The organism is Halomonas sp. NPDC076908 (assembly GCF_050269715.1).
Lineage (GTDB): Bacteria > Pseudomonadota > Gammaproteobacteria > Pseudomonadales > Halomonadaceae > Vreelandella.
This window is the reverse complement of record NZ_JBNNIW010000057.1, coordinates 1-15,035: the sequence shown is the minus strand read 5'-3', so window position 1 is coordinate 15,035 and position 15,035 is coordinate 1. Positions and strand designations below refer to the sequence as shown.

Sequence of the window (15,035 nt, the reverse complement as noted above, 5' to 3'; positions counted from 1 at the left end):
ATGGCACTGTCTGGGTGAATGGCGATAATGGCTATATTGCCATGCAGGTCAGTGGGTTAGAAGTGCTTCCGGGGGCCGGTCTCACGGATTCAGGTGAAGAGAAAAAGTATGGGTTCAAACAAATCAGACCACTAAGCCGCAGCAACATTAATTTCCCGTTGTTGCGGCAGCCTGCCTAAACCACTTCCTTAAATGTAGGACTCCGCCAAATAATCTTATCTTCACGGAGACTTAATTTTGCTTAATAAAAATCATCGACTGTGGAATTACAACCTGCCGATAGCACACATGATTGAAAAGACTCGAGCTGCCACCTCAGTTCTAAAAAATTTTATTGGGATGGCAATACATCTCATACCAACTATATTCGCTACTAATTCTGCTTCTATCCTATACACTACCTGGGGAACTTTCATAGCATACAGAAGGTTAATAATATGGATTTTAAACAGAAATAACAAAAAAACTATTTGTGAACAAAAAAAGGAAGGGGGCATGAGCTACGAGCAGCTGATTTCTTAAACCTTATACTCTCACCCACTACCCTCAGAGACTAAAAATAGTGTAAGCTGCGTATTTATCCGAGTATCACATCGCAACCACTGTGGCCTAAAATAGCCAAGTTTTACCCTAATATTTAAATGACATGGAATCCGGGCATGTGTAAAGAAGTCCAGCTGGGCAGAATCAAAATAGACTTGAGCGGAATAGTGCAATTCTCAGCTCTTCTAGGTGTGGTTTTGCACCTTACTTTTATATATTTTTACTTTCACTTAATTGGGCGCACCGATCTTTTTATTGCTGCACTGACGGAAAATAATTCTTTTATATACCTTATAGCATTCGGGGCAATATTTGGCATGCTAGCGGTTGCACTTTTCTCCATCCCATCATTTATATTAATACTCTCAAACCACATGTTTAGAACCTATATTCCATCTAGAAAAGAAAAAAAGTATAAAAACTTCCTTTTAGTTTCTTCTGTATCTATCGTAATAATCTTCTCCCTTTCCTTGCTACTATCAATTTACTTTAAAATAGAAATAAATGATAATTTTTATTCTTTTCTATTGCTTCTTTCAATGTTTTCATTCACCTATATTTCACTAAAAAAATATATTAAAAAGCACATAAAAGAAGATGAACTAAACAACTATAATGCCTTGAAGGTGAATTTAGAGAGATTAATCGTTTCTGCTTCATCCGGTCTCTTTGTCCTGTGTGCCTCTCTATACACAATATTTGTAGCCAAAGCGACTTTGCAATTAAATGCTTGGGATGGAAGCAATTATGATACATACAAATCTATTTTTTATATTACCACCGGCGTGCTAGCAACTTTTATACCAGCATATTTTTATTTTCTTCCAAAAGATGATGAGTTTAAAAAGAAAATTCAGGCCGGAACATTTGGATTATTTATGTTTTCAGTTATCCTGTTATCAATTATACCAGCAACGGTTGGTGTTGCAGCTTTCAATGTAGCAGGTTTACTCGGTATAAATGACTCCACTAACAGAGTCTATTACTTGCCTGACACAAACTCTCGTCGAGTTTTCTTGGACAAGGCTTGGAGAGCAGAGGAAGATAAATATAGCAATAATGAATACATAGCTGCTAAGCAGCTATACTCTGCTGGTGGTTCTGTATTACTTTGTAATAAAGATACCGTTTTTAAGCCTGAGGAAGTTGAAAGCCTTAGGACAGTAGCAGCATCATGCCTAATGGTAGACAGCTCCTGGTTAGTCAAAATTAATAATGAATAGTAATTTTCCTACGATTCTGGCTGCACCATTACTTGGAATCGTGCTCAATCTTTTAAAGTTAAACCGCCTGTCACGCTCGTGAATCGGGCTATAAATTGGCGTTGAATAATGGTCAAAGTAGATAGAGAAATCGGCAGGCCACTAAAACAGGCCCACCGCTTTACTAAGTCAGTCTTTAACTACTCTGCCTGAGAGGTTGCAACCGCTGGGCCAGACATTAATGCGATAGTAGCGGTACCCAGCGCTGTCGCAACAGCGGCGAATAGATAGATCTCATTAAGCCCAGATGTCGACAGCACGATAGCGCCAAGCACCGCACCAAGACCTATCGCCGCATTAAAAATAGCGACATAAATTGCAGAGGCCGGTAGAGCGTCATCACCTGCTTCCTTAAGAATCCAAGTCTGGAATCCCACCAAAACAGCTCCGATGCCCCCACCCCAAATAATAAGCATTAATACCGTGCCCCATAGGCCCAAAACATCCGATAACATCGACAACAGCCATAGTGCTGCCGAAGCGAGGCAAAGGGCAACCATCAGAACCGATTTGAGCCAGCGGTCGATCAAGCTAGCGGTCACAACATTGGCTGCCAATCCAGCACCACCAAACGCCAGGAGTAAATACGCAATCACTGATGGCGTGATATCACTTTGCCCAACAAGGTAGGGTTCGATGTAAGTGAATGCCATGAAATGAGAGGTAACTACAAGCGCGGTGGCGGCAAAGATACACATGAAACGCTGGTTAGACAGCACACGTCCCATGGCAGCGGCGCCGAAACTTTCGCTTCCTGGCAACTTAGGCAGCGTGGCGAAACACACGACTGCGACACCAAATGACAATACCGCGACAGCAATAAAGGCTGTACGCCAACCGCTGATAGAGCCGATCAAATTTGCTAGCGGCACACCCAGCACGCTGGCAGCCGATACGCCTCCAAAGATGATGGATGTGGCAAGTCCTACGCGATGGGGAGGCACAATCTGAGCACCGATAGTACCGATCATTGCCCAGAAGGCACCATGCGCTAGCGCACCAATCACTCGCGCGCCCATGAGCGCAGGGAATGTTTCAGCCATGGCGGCAACCCCACTGGACAGAGCAAGGATTAACATCAGGCAAACTAAAAGTGGACGCCGCGGCATGCGGGAAAGAACGACAGCAGAAAAAAGCGCAGCTGCAACAGCTATCCATGCATAGAGAGTAACAATCAGGCCCGTCTGCGAAGTAGACGTTCCGAGAGAACTACCGATATTAGAGAGCAAACCAATCGGCGCCAGCTCCGTGGTAACAATAGTGAAGCTACCTACGCCAAGAGCCGCTACAGCCACCCAGTCTTGCCAAGTTGTTTTTTGAGCAGACATGCCAACCTCCTTTTCTCTGTTCAAAAAGTTAGACGGACGTGAAGGCGGATTTCGCCGCTGTAATAGCATTCATCGATGCAGGGATACCCGCATAGACCGCCACCTGCAGAACGATTTCGACAATCTCTTCACGAGTTACCCCAGTATTCAATGCGGCTCGCATGTGAAACTCGAGCTGCCCCGGAGCCGTACCCATTGCCGCGAGCATAGCGACTGTGAGCATTTCGCGCGTATGTAGCGAGATCCCTTCACGAGCCACTACATCGGTAAAAGCAAAACCCAGTAGTATCTCAGTTGCGTCCTCGTGAAACTCATCAAGATTTTGCGCAACGCGTTCAGGTGCACTAGGCTCAAGCCTCTCAAGGAGGGATAACGCTTGGGTACGTCGATTAGAAGTCGAAATACTCATACGTTCACTCCTTTCATGCCTTCTGAGGTGTAGCGTTCACCTATCACAGGCAACGATGCCGTGGCCTTTTCGAGTTGCCGCTGCTCGTCCACACTGAGCGTGATGCTCGCTGCAACGACATTCTCTTCGAGATAGTGCAGTTGCTTAGTGCCAGGTATCGGCACGATGTCTTGCCCTTGTGCCAATAGCCAAGCCAGCGAGAGCTGGGCAGGTGTGCAGCCCTTATGCTCTGCCAGTTCAGCAATCACGTCGGCAATTCGCCGGTTGGATCCAATCGCTTCCTTTGCAAAACGAGGTAAATTAGCGCGAAAATCATCATTGTCGAGTTCAGCGGTGTTCTGAAACCGGCCAGTTAGGAATCCGCGGCCAAGCGGAGAATAGGGAACGAAGCCAATACCTAGATCACGACAGGTCGGCAACACGGCTCTCTCTACTTCGCGCGACCAGAGAGAATATTCAGTTTGCACTGCAGTGATAGGATGTACTGCATGAGCACGACGCAGAGTTTCAGCGCTGACTTCACATAAGCCTATACGAGCAATTTTCCCAGATTGGACAAGACGCTCCAGCCCGCCAATGGTCTCTTCGATTGGTTCTTCAGGATTGATGCGATGAATATAGTAAAGGTCAATTTGTTCCACACCGAGCCGACGAAGCGAGGCTTCACAAGACTGGCGCGCATAGTCAGCGCTATTATCCAAAGTACGTTTGTACTCCCCTGGGTCGCGCACGATGCCGAACTTGCTTGCAATTCGAATTTGAGACTTGCTACGTGAAAGGAACTTTCCAATCAGCTCTTCGTTATGATGCGGCCCATACATATCTGCTGTATCAAAAAAGTCGACCCCAAGCTCAACAGCTCGCTCCAAAACCCGCAAAGACTCACTATCATCTCGAGGCCCATAGAACTCACTCATACCCATGCAGCCCAAACCAATTGCCGAAACCGTGAAGTCTTTCCCAAGCGTTCGCTTTTTCATAACGACCTCCTTAATCATGGAGGTTACAGCGTGACAGGATCAAAAAATGGAAAAAATGCAAGATACTGACAAAGGGATTTCCATTATCGGAAATAGCATGCCCAGAGGACTGGTTTGGGACGATACTCGGGCATTTCTTGCCGTAGCGCGCTGCGGAACGCTGAGTGCGGCTGCTTTGGAACTCAACATCGGCATAGCGACACTCTCACGGAGAATCGAGCGACTCGAAACTGCCCTGAAACTTCCTCTTTTTATACGTCAGCAATCGGGCTATCAGTTAACTGAGGATGGCGCCGATCTCGTAGAGAAGGCTGAAGTAATGGAAGCGGCTGCACAGGCTTTCTCATCGGGTGCGGACACTCAAGCGCAGATAAGTGGTCAAGTGCGGCTAGCCACAGCCGAAAATCTGGCTACGGGGTTAATACTGCCAGCACTCCCGGCATTTCGAGCGGAATATCCAGAGCTTTTAGTGGAAGTTGTGACTGATATCTCGACCATTAATTTGCATCGAAGAGATGCCGATCTTGCGGTACGGATGGTTCGACCCGAAAGGGGCAATGTCACTCTGCGCCGTCTGGGTACCTTAGGGTACGGCCTTTATTGCAGCCCGGACTACGAGTCACGCCGAGAATCAACCCCTGATCAGGGTGACTACGACACGGATACCTTTATCACTTGGGGGGAGATGCAGACACATCTTCCTGGTGCTCAATGGGTAGAGCGGATTCTACGCGGACGCAAACCAGCCCTGACCACGACTTCACTTGCTACACAAGTATCCGCAACCAAGGCGGGGCTTGGGCTTGCCGTGCTGCCTCACTTCATTGCACGCGATTGGGGGCTCGTCTGCATCGACTCAGACATTGGAGTCGACCAGCCAATCTATCTAGTTATTCAAACAGACCTTGCAAGATCGCGGCGTGTCAGAGCACTTGCTGACTTTCTCACAGATCTGGTGGCTCGACATCATGAACGGCTCAGTGGATAAGCGACGTATCTGCTTACCATTCAAATTCTCCTCCCCATAAATTTAGCCAGCATAAGCATGTTGGTCATCAATATTTTCCATTTTTGAAAAACAAATTAAGAAAATTTGTTAAAGACTGACCTTTCTAAAAGTCGCAATCTTTCCATGGCACCCCGACGGAATTGGCGAGTATAAAGTAAGCGCCCTTAAACCGACATCTACCGCTCTCGCTTTTACCCCCTCACACTGATGCCATCAGAACTTTGTGAGGGGGTTACATGAGGCATCAAGAACGTGAGCAATATTGGCAGCAACAAGTAACCGAATGGCAAACCTCTGGCTTGTCCGGCATGGCGTTTTGCAAGCAACAAGCGCTAACGTACCATCAGTTTGCTTACTGGCGTCAAAAGCTCTTGGCCAGTCCATCGTCAACACAAGAACCGGTCGCTGGTTTTGCCACCGTCGCGTATTCCAATACCGTCATCGCAAACGAAATAGATTCCACGGGACTTGCAGTCTCACTGCCCGGTGGCATTACGGTCACGGGGTTGCACGCGGGCAATGTGGCGTTACTGGGCGACATCCTGAGGCAGCTGTGAAGCGGTCGCGCTATTTACGCCCCGCGTGGGAAATGCCCGAGATCTACCTGTACCGCGCGCCGGTCGATTTTCGCAAGCAAGCCAACGGCCTGGCGTTATTGGTGGAGCAAGAGCTGGGACACAACCCCTTTAGCGGGGCGTTGTATGCTTTTACCAACCGACAGCGGAACAAGATCAAGTGCCTGATGTGGGAAGACAATGGCTTCGTGCTTTATTACAAGGCACTGGCCGAGGAGCGCTTCAAGTGGCCCGGCCCCTCGGATGACATCATGGCGCTGACCGGCGAGCAGATCAACTGGCTGTTGGATGGCTACGATATTACCCTGATGCACGGCCATAAAACCCTGCATTACGACAGCGTCGGGTAGGCCATAAAGCTCTGATTTTCAGTGCTTTAACAGGTCGATTTTGCTATCATCGACGCATGAAAAAACACGCTGAAGCCCCTTCCCAAATGCCTGATCTCAGTGGCCTCTCAGCCGCTGAGGTAAGGGAGCTTGTGGCGGGGCTTCAGCAACAGGTGGCGGCCCAACAGACAGCGTTACAGCAGCGTAATCTCTATATTCAATTGCTCGAAGAGAAGCTGCGCTTGCAGCGCATTCAGCAGTTCGCCGCGCGCAGTGAAAAGTCTGCGGATCAGGCCCATCTGTTCGATGAGGTAGAGCTGGAAGCTGAAATCGAAGCGCTACGCGATCAGTTACCGGACGATGCCGAAGAGCAAGACGCGCCGCGTCCCTCACGTCAGCGTCGCCAACGTGGCTTCTCCGACACGCTGGTCCGTGAGCGTATTGAGCTTACGCTCAGCGAAGAAGAAAAAGTCGGGGCGACCAAGACCTTCTTCGCCAAGGTAAAAGAAGAGCTCCAGTTCATCCCCGCGCAGCTGAAAGTCCTCGAATACTGGCAGGAAAAAGCAGTGTTCCCACTTGAGGGCAACGACCACCTCCTCGCTGCGGAGCGTCCGGTTCATCCGCTAGGCAAGTGCACGGCGTCGACGTCACTGCTGGCGTACGTGATCACGTCCAAGTACGCCGACGGTTTACCGCTGTACCGCTTGGAAGGCATGTTCAAGCGGTTAGGTCACGCCGTTAGCCGCACGCAGATGGCCAACTGGATCATCCGCCTGAATGACGTCTTCACGCCCTTGATCACGCTGATGCGCGAAGTGCAAAACAGCAGCGCGTATCTCCAAGCCGATGAAACGCGGCTGCAAGTGCTCAAGGAAGACGGCAAGACCGCTCAGTCAGATAAATGGATGTGGGTCACCCGAGGTGGCCCGCCGGATCAACCGTCAGTGCTCTTTGCCTACGACCCGTCCCGCGGCGGCAGCGTGCCGGTGCGTCTACTCGACGACTTCGCGGGGATCCTACAAGCCGATGGCTACGCCGGTTACGGCCAGGTATGCCGTGCCAACGGCATTACCCGCATTGGCTGTTGGGACCATGCGCGGCGCAAGTTCGTGGAAGCGTCTAAGGCGGCCAAGGTCAACGCAAAAGGCAAGAACGCCACGCCAGCCAAGGCCGAGGTAGGGCTTAGCCATATCAATAAACTCTACGCCATCGAACGGCAGATCAAGGACCTCAGCGAGGCGGAACGTTACCGTATCCGCCAGGAGCTGAGCCTGCCGCGCCTTGAGGCCTTCAAGGCCTGGCTAGAGGCCAATGTCACCCGCGTCATGAAAGGCAGCCTGACGCGTCAGGCGATGGAATATACGCTGAACCAATGGGACTTCCTCATCGGCTATTGCGCGCGCGGCGACCTGCACATCAGTAACGTTCTGGCAGAAAACGCTATCCGCCCGTTTGCCGTTGGCCGAAGAGCCTGGCTGTTCGCCGATACCTCCCGCGGAGCGCACGCCAGTGCCACCTGCTATTCACTCATCGAAACGGCAAAAGCCAATGGCTTGGAGCCTGCTGCCTATATCCACCATGTGCTGGAGCGCATCGCCACCGCTGATACGCTGGAGGCACTGGAAACGCTGCTGCCCTGGAATGTGAACCTGGCGCCCGTCGAAAAAAAGTGACAGAACACAGCTAGGTCAAGTGTGTCGATTTATTGGCGCTTACAGTATAAACATTCCATTTTCGTTGAGAGCTTTATCTAACTGCAACGATTCGCCATGGAGAAACCTATGCCTTCTCAAACCCTTTTGATTTCTCGGTATTTCGTAAAATCCGGTCAGGCAGACGCACTCGCTACCAAACTTGGAGAGAATGATGCGTCCCGCATCTTTACCTCACTTGACGAGTCCGAAGTGTTAGAGCTTCGGGCTCTCGAAGCCAATCTTGAACTCACGGCTTTGACTACCACAACTATGTCGATTGCTCAGAAATTCTCAGAGTATCTTGTCGGAGACGTACGCCGAGAGCTGCTGGATTTTGTTGAAGCACCCAAAGATATCGCCACACTTCTTCCAACAACTCCCTACATTCAATTAAGACATGTCGAAGTCAAGCCAGAGGCGATGGACGAATACCGTCAGTGGCGCGAAGAGACAATCTTCGATGTAGTACGTAATGCAGACGAGGTTCAAGCCTTCCTAGCGTATCACTCAGTGATCAGCGGTCAGCCCGGTGTGATGTTTGTCTCAGGTTTCTCAGCGGACCCGGAAAGTTACAACGCGGTTTTTTCCTCGGATCGCTACCGTGAAATCGTCCAGCAGGCTGGCGATCAATATATCACTGGTGGTTCAGAGGGGCTTTACACTAAAACCTATCGGGCGCTATCACACTTGACAGCCTAATGGGATATGAAAAGCTTTTAGGAGGTTTATATGACCTGCGAAACTTTGATTCTTGTTTCAGACAAGTTTGTCGACTTTACCGCCGACAAGAAGGCCATCACAGTTAGTCAACTCAACGCTATGCTCGAGATTCCCGAGCACATTCTTCCGGGAACATTAAAGCTGATACCGGGACTGGGTCTCTCAGATAACGACATAGAAGAACTAACCACCAAGATCAATGCTCAGCGCATTTCACCTCATCGCTGGGATGCCACTGCACTCGCATTTCGTCCTCGCCCAGCCCAGCCTTGTCTATCTCACAAGAGATTTCCACACAACACGCTAATAGGTACTCCTCATCAGCTGGACGAGAACCGTTTCCGAATGGATCTCTGCATTGACGAAAATTCAGAGCTGATGGGGGATCACCAGACAGGACAGCATGTTCAGGGCATGGTGTTGATAGAAGCATCGCGCCAAGCCTTCCTGGCAGTAACTGAAACCTTCTTCAAAAATGATACTGAGGAAAGTGTTTATTTTGTCATTAACTCCATGACAACAGAGTTTAAGGGATTCGTATTCCCGGTCTACTCGCATATTGATTATCGGATAGTTTCGAAAGACATCAACGATCGGCGAAAAAAGTTCTCTGTGGAAATCGATACCATCCAGGGTGGAGATGTGCGTACCAGATCTTCAATCTCATTCACTGTGTACCCTGACTGGATCATCTCTGAGCGTGAGGCTGCCTTGGCGAGAGACACTGCCAAGGTATTCCTTAGTGAATTCCAACAACCTTCCTCGATTACTGTCGCGGAATGAAGTTTTTGAATGAAGTAGGTCGGGACTATATGTCCCGACCTACTCGCAGGAGGGTTAATATGCACACACAGACCTACCAGTTGAGCCTAACGACGCAAGGGCCCCTTTATCCACCCAGTGAGGTAATGGACGAAAACGGGAACTTCATTGTCATCGGCGCTATAAGCCACCCCAATTCTGCAGGCGGCTGCAAAACTCAATGGGGCTGCGCGATCGTCTCACAAAATAGTGCAATACCGCCTTTCGGCGGGATGGCGCCCTACGATATTGTCGAAAGCTTCGATGACTATTTACCCAAGCACCTTGCAGGTAAAGTGCTACACACACTTCCTCTGCCCCTACCGTGCACCAACTATCCTATGCTCTTCGCACCAGAGCAATATCCAGACGCAAACTCGGAAAGCCGACCGAGCTATGCTTTTCATAAAGTGCCCATCCCCGACCTGAAGCCAGAACATGGCCGACAATTGCAGCAACCTGTGACCCTCGAAGATTGGATGCGTGCCCGTGGTGAGCTCACCGTAGAAATAGTAGATAACGGACGCGCGGGACGCTTTACTTTCCTGCTAGAGGGACTAATACCGTGCTCACTGTATACCATTATGAGCTTGCGTCAGCATGATCTAGACCCCGCTGGGCCAACACGCCCTGGGCCCCTAGGTGTGCCCAATGTATTTGTAACCGATCATCAGGGATCTGCGCAGTATGACGTTATTTTGCCGAACCCGTTCCCATCGCCAAATATTGCTGGAGCGAATCGAATCGTCAATGTGGTCGTGCTGTGGATGAGCGATCAGATGAGTCATGGAGGAGCAATTGGTCGCTATGGACTGGGCGGGGACATCCATGCCCAACTCAAGTTTCGCAAGCCAATGTTCGATGAGCTTATCACTCAAGCCTGATTTGGAGAGAAGACGCTATGCCTGTTATTCACATTTCTACATTTAAGATAGCAGACCAGGAAAAAGCCCAGGCTCTTCTCGAAGAGGTCACTGCTGCTATGCATCGTGTCACTGGTGTGCCGCTCGATAAGATAAGTGCCTACCTGACCGAAGTAGAGCCGTCCCGATGGGCTGATGCTGGAATATTAGGATCGGATCCAACTTTTCAGACTCAAAGCCGTCGGAAAACTTATGTCGAGGAGAAGAAAGAATGAACACTGAAATTCGATTTGCTTTTTTCGATGTCGATGAAACTCTAATCAAAATTAAAAGCATGTTCGAGTTTTATCACTACTGGTGTTACAAAGTTTTGCTTCGCCCTGATATGCACGATGATTTAGAGACTGAATTTTCACACATGCTTTTAGAGGGCCGTACAAGGGAAGAACTCAACCGCTCTTATTACCGTTATTTCACAGGAGTCGACCCACAAATGCTTAAGCGGGCCGGGGCGGATTGGGCAATGGAGCGCCTGCAACATCCTGATGATCTCTTTATTGCACCAGTGATAGAAGAACTTAAGCGTCTACAAGCGGAAGGAATCACTCCAGTTTTCATTTCGGGTTCTTTCCATGCCCTTCTCGAACCAATAGCTAACTCTCTGAAAACGCACCATATTCTTGCAACCAAGCTAGAAATAGGTGAAGACGGACTGTATACAGGGAATATTATATCCCCTCAAACTATTGGCAGGGGCAAGGCATTAGCAATCCAGAACTTCCTTCAACAAAAAGACACATCTCCACACCACTGCTACGCATTCGGTGATGATATTTCTGATCTGCATATGCTTAATGTCGTCGGCTATCCGGTCGTAGTGGGAACTGGCAGCAGTCTGGCAAAACACGCGGCTATTGCCAATTGGCGTGTCATCGCGACCGAATAGCTCTGGATGGAAAGAATAAGCGTAGTAATTTAAAACGCAAGTTAGAGGCACTAGGGTCAGCGCCCCACTCTCTGCTTATCGCCAAAAATGCAGTGGTGCATCGGAGACAGATAACTGACTCAAATTGACGCCAGATATGACTTGGACAGCCGTCGCAACCACCGCTGGTAATTCGAGAAAAACGCGGATGGGTATCGGCACCAGAGCGGTCTACCATATGGTTTAGGTGCAAGCTTAGGGTTTGCCTTGCAGCTTAACGACTTGGCCAAATTCTGAACCAAGCACTTTCTATGGCATCGCAGTCAGTATACTTAGCGGCGCCGTATGTGGCCTGCTCTTTGATCAACACGCACCCCAGCACGAAAATACTCTCCACTCTTCGCAACTGAAGTGAACGGTATCAGCGATCTAGGGGTGACGACGACGCTTGATAGTTATCGCGGCAAGACCAGCTTGCCAATATCAGCATCGTGATTGTGTCGATGTACCCACTGATACGGGTCGTGCTTGGCTCACTGGTGCGCAATTAAAGAGTCAGCGGTGCCAGTATGTTGGGTATAGTGCTTTCAATTGTGGCGATGGTGATGATTGTGGTGGGGAGTGAACAGTAGGATTATTCGAAATATATCCACGACAAAATAGGCAGGAAAAATTTAAACCTGGTAACATGCCTCATCGTTCAAAAACGTCTCAATTGAAGAAGGCTGTATGCTCAAGTTCGTGGATCTATTTTGTGGTGGTGGCTTTGGTGCCAGGGGAGCTGTCAAGGCAGGAGCTACTCCAATTCTTGCCGTTGATGCTTGGCAGCTTGCCGCATCCACATATAAGAGCAATTTTCCTTCTTCAGAAGTCATCTGCTCACCTATCGAAGACTTAGATCCAATTGAGCTGGCAAAAAAATACAAGCCTGATGTGCTATTAACTTCACCCGAATGCACTTCTCACTCGATCGCTCGGGGAGCCAAGCCAGGTTGTGAGCTAAGCAAAGAAACAGCTATTGGCATAATTCCCTGGATCGAAACAATGAAGCCACGCTGGCTGATTGTGGAAAATGTGAACAGGATGAAAAAGTGGGGGCGGCATCAAGAGCTGGTTAGCGCTATTGAGTCATATGGCTATACCGTAAATGACTTGCTCCTTAATTCAGCCGATTTTGGAGTTCCGCAGGCACGCAAACGTATGTTTTTAGTTTGCGACCTGCAAGGGTCTGTTATTGCTCAGGAAGATCTAGTCGCGTTACGCCCTAAAAGTGTTAATTCTGCTCGGTCAATTATTGACTGGTCTGGTGTTTACAAAAGCCGTCCTCTTTATAGGGAAAAGAGAGCACAAGCAACGATCGATAGGGCTGAGAGGGCTATTGAAGCTCTGGGAAGAGGAAAAGATTTTATTATCGTTTACTACGGGTCAGATTACGCTGGAGGCTGGCAATCACTTGATGCACCACTCCGCACAGTAACTACCATAGACAGATTTGGCCTAGTCACTTGGGAAAATGACATTCCATACCTTCGGATGCTGCAACCACCAGAGCTACTGAAAGCTATGGGTGCAGGCTCTAGACATCTCCTCTCTCACGGCAGTCGACGGGACAAGGTTAAACTTTGTGGCAACGGTGTTTGCTCTCCAGTCATGGAAATGATCTTCAAAAAAATTACTTTAATCGAAGATAATCAAATAGGCCTTGCTTCCTGAATGTATCTAGCTGAAACCGATTTGGCCGTAACTCATTAAACAGTGAAGAATCAGATAACCCTCTGCCCTCATTACTTTTCGTGAATAAAAGCACGGGCGATAAATTGGCACTTTTATCACTAGCCACTAGCTCGCATCTTGCGCTCACGCATAATTAAACTTAACACATAGCGAGGGTTATCTCGGACGTGAATATAGATAACACAATGAAAAATGTATTAGTTATTCCGAGTCAAACCATTAAATATTTAAAAAAATTTAAAAGTAAAGACTGCTTCCTTTCATTTCCAGCACACACACCACACGGTCAACTGTATTTGCTAGAGACTTTTTAATTTCATGCTCCCAAATTCGGATAACCTGCCACCCATCCGCTCTTAGAGATTCATTATTTCGTCGATCCCTGGCGACGTTACCATTAATTTTATCTAACCAGAATTGAGTCCGCGTTTTAGGTTCCACAAAATGATCTGGGCATTTATGCCAGAAACAACCGTCAACAAAAATCGCTGTTCTCGATGATGGAAAAACCAAGTCAGGCTTTCCTGGCAACCGGTTTCTGACTCTATATCTGTAACCCAAGCTCCACAAAGCCTTTCTGAGAGCTAATTCAGGCTTGGTATTCTTACCTTTAATCTGTGACATACAGTAAGAACGTTGTTCAACGGTCAGTACGTCATATTCCATAGTTTAATCCGGGGTAAAAGTTTGATCAATCTTTTCCCAAATAGAATCAAATTCGTAATCTGGAGTTCCAATTCTTCCATAGTAGTTAGAAAACAACTGCAGAATCTCCTCACGATAAGGATTGTCCAATGAACAAACAACCTCATATTTATCTGCGTCAACTTTCGGAAGATTAAGTAATTGCTGAAAATCGATAATACAGTCTGGGAGAAAAAAAGTGCCAGGCAAGAACCTGAAACGATTGCCTTTATTGTTCTTTACAAGATTTTTAACGTTACCCCGGGCCTGCGAGTGTAGTGGTCAAGTAAAACTGGCCACCGCTTTATAGTTAACCCAGTACTTTTCCTCTGCCTGGTTCGGACTCATACCACCGTTATGCTGGTGAGGCCTAAGCTGGCTGTAATACCCGATTAAATAGTTCACGATATGATGCTGCCCCTGCAAGAATGAGCGATAGCCATACGTTGGCACCCATTCAACCTTTAAGCTCCTGAAGAAACGCTCCATTGGCGCATTATCCCAGCAATTACCACGTCGGCTTAGACTTTGTTTTACCTGGCATTTCCAGAGTGTCTGACGAAACTTACGGCTCGTATAATGACTGCCCTGGTCGCTGTGGAATATAACCCCTTTTGGCCGCCCACGGCTCTCATAAGCCATTTTCAATGCGCTGCTGGTGAGTTCGCTATCGGGTGATAACGACATCGACCAGCCAATCGTTTTCCTAGCAAATAAGTCCATGACAACGGCTAGATAAGCCCAGCGTTTGCCAGTCCAGATATATGTGACGTCGCCACACCAAACGCGGTTGGGCGCCTCAACGTTAAACTGACGCGCTAAGTGGTTCGGTACCTCAACATGTTCATCACCTGTTTTCTTGTAGGTGTGCCCAGGCACTTGGCAGCTAATTAGGCCAAGCTTTTCCATCAGGCGGCCAGCGCGATAGCGACTTAACGGCACATCCTGCCTTGTCGCCATCTCTGCGATGCTGCGCGCCCCTGCAGAGCCTTCGCTCTCGCGAAAGAGCTCTCTGACCTTGGCTATTTCCTTAGTCTTCGTGGCACACACAGGTCTTTTTGAACGTTGTCTCCAGTATTTAAAGCGTAAGCGTTCATTCCAAGACGTAGTTGACCTACTTCACGTCCCGGAGAGGTCTCAATAACTCCGGCGAGACCTTGTACTGCTTCCTGCCATCCT

The 15,035-nt window shown here is 48.5% G+C and carries 15 protein-coding genes and 1 pseudogene; 11 read left to right on the top strand and 5 right to left on the bottom strand.

Annotated features, from left to right (window positions below):
- Positions 1-659: 659 nt before the first annotated feature.
- Positions 660-1,766, top strand: coding sequence for a hypothetical protein (locus tag ACQKE4_RS19395; protein ID WP_427389891.1), 1,107 nt, complete (start codon positions 660-662; stop codon positions 1,764-1,766).
- Between the two features lie 179 nt (positions 1,767-1,945).
- Here the strand turns inward: ACQKE4_RS19395 and ACQKE4_RS19390 are convergent, their stop codons facing one another.
- Genes ACQKE4_RS19390 through ACQKE4_RS19380 form a run of 3 tightly spaced genes read right to left on the bottom strand, consistent with a single transcriptional unit; the run spans position 1,946 to position 4,522 of the window.
- Positions 1,946-3,133, bottom strand: a complete 1,188-nt coding sequence (locus ACQKE4_RS19390; protein WP_427389890.1) for an MFS transporter — start codon at positions 3,131-3,133, stop codon at positions 1,946-1,948.
- Between the two features lie 28 nt (positions 3,134-3,161).
- Complete coding sequence (locus ACQKE4_RS19385; protein ID WP_427389889.1) at positions 3,162-3,542, bottom strand: carboxymuconolactone decarboxylase family protein; 381 nt, start codon at positions 3,540-3,542, stop codon at positions 3,162-3,164.
- Entirely contained in the window at positions 3,539-4,522 is a 984-nt protein-coding gene (locus ACQKE4_RS19380; RefSeq protein WP_427389888.1) for an aldo/keto reductase, read from the bottom strand. The genes ACQKE4_RS19385 and ACQKE4_RS19380 overlap by 4 nt, the downstream gene beginning before the upstream one ends.
- A gap of 97 nt (positions 4,523-4,619) precedes the next feature.
- Here ACQKE4_RS19380 and ACQKE4_RS19375 point away from each other — a divergent pair, with 97 nt between their 5' ends.
- From ACQKE4_RS19375 to ACQKE4_RS19330, 10 genes are all read left to right on the top strand, one after another.
- Positions 4,620-5,510, top strand: a complete 891-nt coding sequence (locus ACQKE4_RS19375; protein ID WP_427389887.1) for a LysR family transcriptional regulator — start codon at positions 4,620-4,622, stop codon at positions 5,508-5,510.
- Between the two features lie 257 nt (positions 5,511-5,767).
- A complete protein-coding gene (gene tnpA, locus ACQKE4_RS19370; protein ID WP_035560457.1) occupies positions 5,768-6,088 on the top strand; it encodes an IS66 family insertion sequence element accessory protein TnpA in 321 nt (106 codons plus the stop codon).
- A 32-nt stretch (positions 6,089-6,120) separates the two neighbouring features.
- On the top strand, positions 6,121-6,456 hold the full coding sequence (tnpB, locus tag ACQKE4_RS19365) for an IS66 family insertion sequence element accessory protein TnpB (protein ID WP_035560887.1): 336 nt from the start codon (positions 6,121-6,123) through the stop codon (positions 6,454-6,456).
- A 56-nt stretch (positions 6,457-6,512) separates the two neighbouring features.
- Positions 6,513-8,108, top strand: a complete 1,596-nt coding sequence (tnpC, locus tag ACQKE4_RS19360) for an IS66 family transposase (protein ID WP_035560460.1) — start codon at positions 6,513-6,515, stop codon at positions 8,106-8,108.
- A 108-nt stretch (positions 8,109-8,216) separates the two neighbouring features.
- Positions 8,217-8,828 (top strand): hypothetical protein, encoded by a 612-nt coding sequence (locus ACQKE4_RS19355; RefSeq protein WP_427389886.1) that lies wholly within the window; start codon positions 8,217-8,219, stop codon positions 8,826-8,828.
- Positions 8,829-8,858: 30 nt separating this feature from the next.
- Positions 8,859-9,632: an AfsA-related hotdog domain-containing protein gene (locus ACQKE4_RS19350; protein ID WP_290673833.1), complete on the top strand. Its 774-nt coding sequence runs from the start codon at positions 8,859-8,861 to the stop codon at positions 9,630-9,632.
- Between the two features lie 59 nt (positions 9,633-9,691).
- Entirely contained in the window at positions 9,692-10,534 is an 843-nt protein-coding gene (locus ACQKE4_RS19345; protein ID WP_290673835.1) for a hypothetical protein, read from the top strand.
- A gap of 17 nt (positions 10,535-10,551) precedes the next feature.
- Complete coding sequence (locus tag ACQKE4_RS19340; protein ID WP_290673837.1) at positions 10,552-10,788, top strand: tautomerase family protein; 237 nt, start codon at positions 10,552-10,554, stop codon at positions 10,786-10,788.
- Complete coding sequence (locus ACQKE4_RS19335; RefSeq protein ID WP_290673839.1) at positions 10,785-11,459, top strand: HAD family hydrolase; 675 nt, start codon at positions 10,785-10,787, stop codon at positions 11,457-11,459. The genes ACQKE4_RS19340 and ACQKE4_RS19335 overlap by 4 nt, the downstream gene beginning before the upstream one ends.
- A gap of 708 nt (positions 11,460-12,167) precedes the next feature.
- The gene (locus ACQKE4_RS19330) at positions 12,168-13,151 is read left to right on the top strand and encodes a DNA cytosine methyltransferase (RefSeq protein ID WP_427389885.1); all 984 of its coding nucleotides are present in this window, start codon (positions 12,168-12,170) and stop codon (positions 13,149-13,151) included.
- Positions 13,152-13,409: 258 nt separating this feature from the next.
- Here the strand turns inward: ACQKE4_RS19330 and ACQKE4_RS19325 are convergent, their stop codons facing one another.
- Together ACQKE4_RS19325 and ACQKE4_RS19320 are read right to left on the bottom strand one after the other, a co-directional pair.
- Complete coding sequence (locus ACQKE4_RS19325; RefSeq protein WP_427389884.1) at positions 13,410-13,838, bottom strand: very short patch repair endonuclease; 429 nt, start codon at positions 13,836-13,838, stop codon at positions 13,410-13,412.
- 300 nt (positions 13,839-14,138) lie between these two features.
- Positions 14,139-14,948, bottom strand: a pseudogene (locus tag ACQKE4_RS19320) (IS3 family transposase); the annotation flags it as partial.
- Positions 14,949-15,035 lie beyond the last annotated feature (87 nt).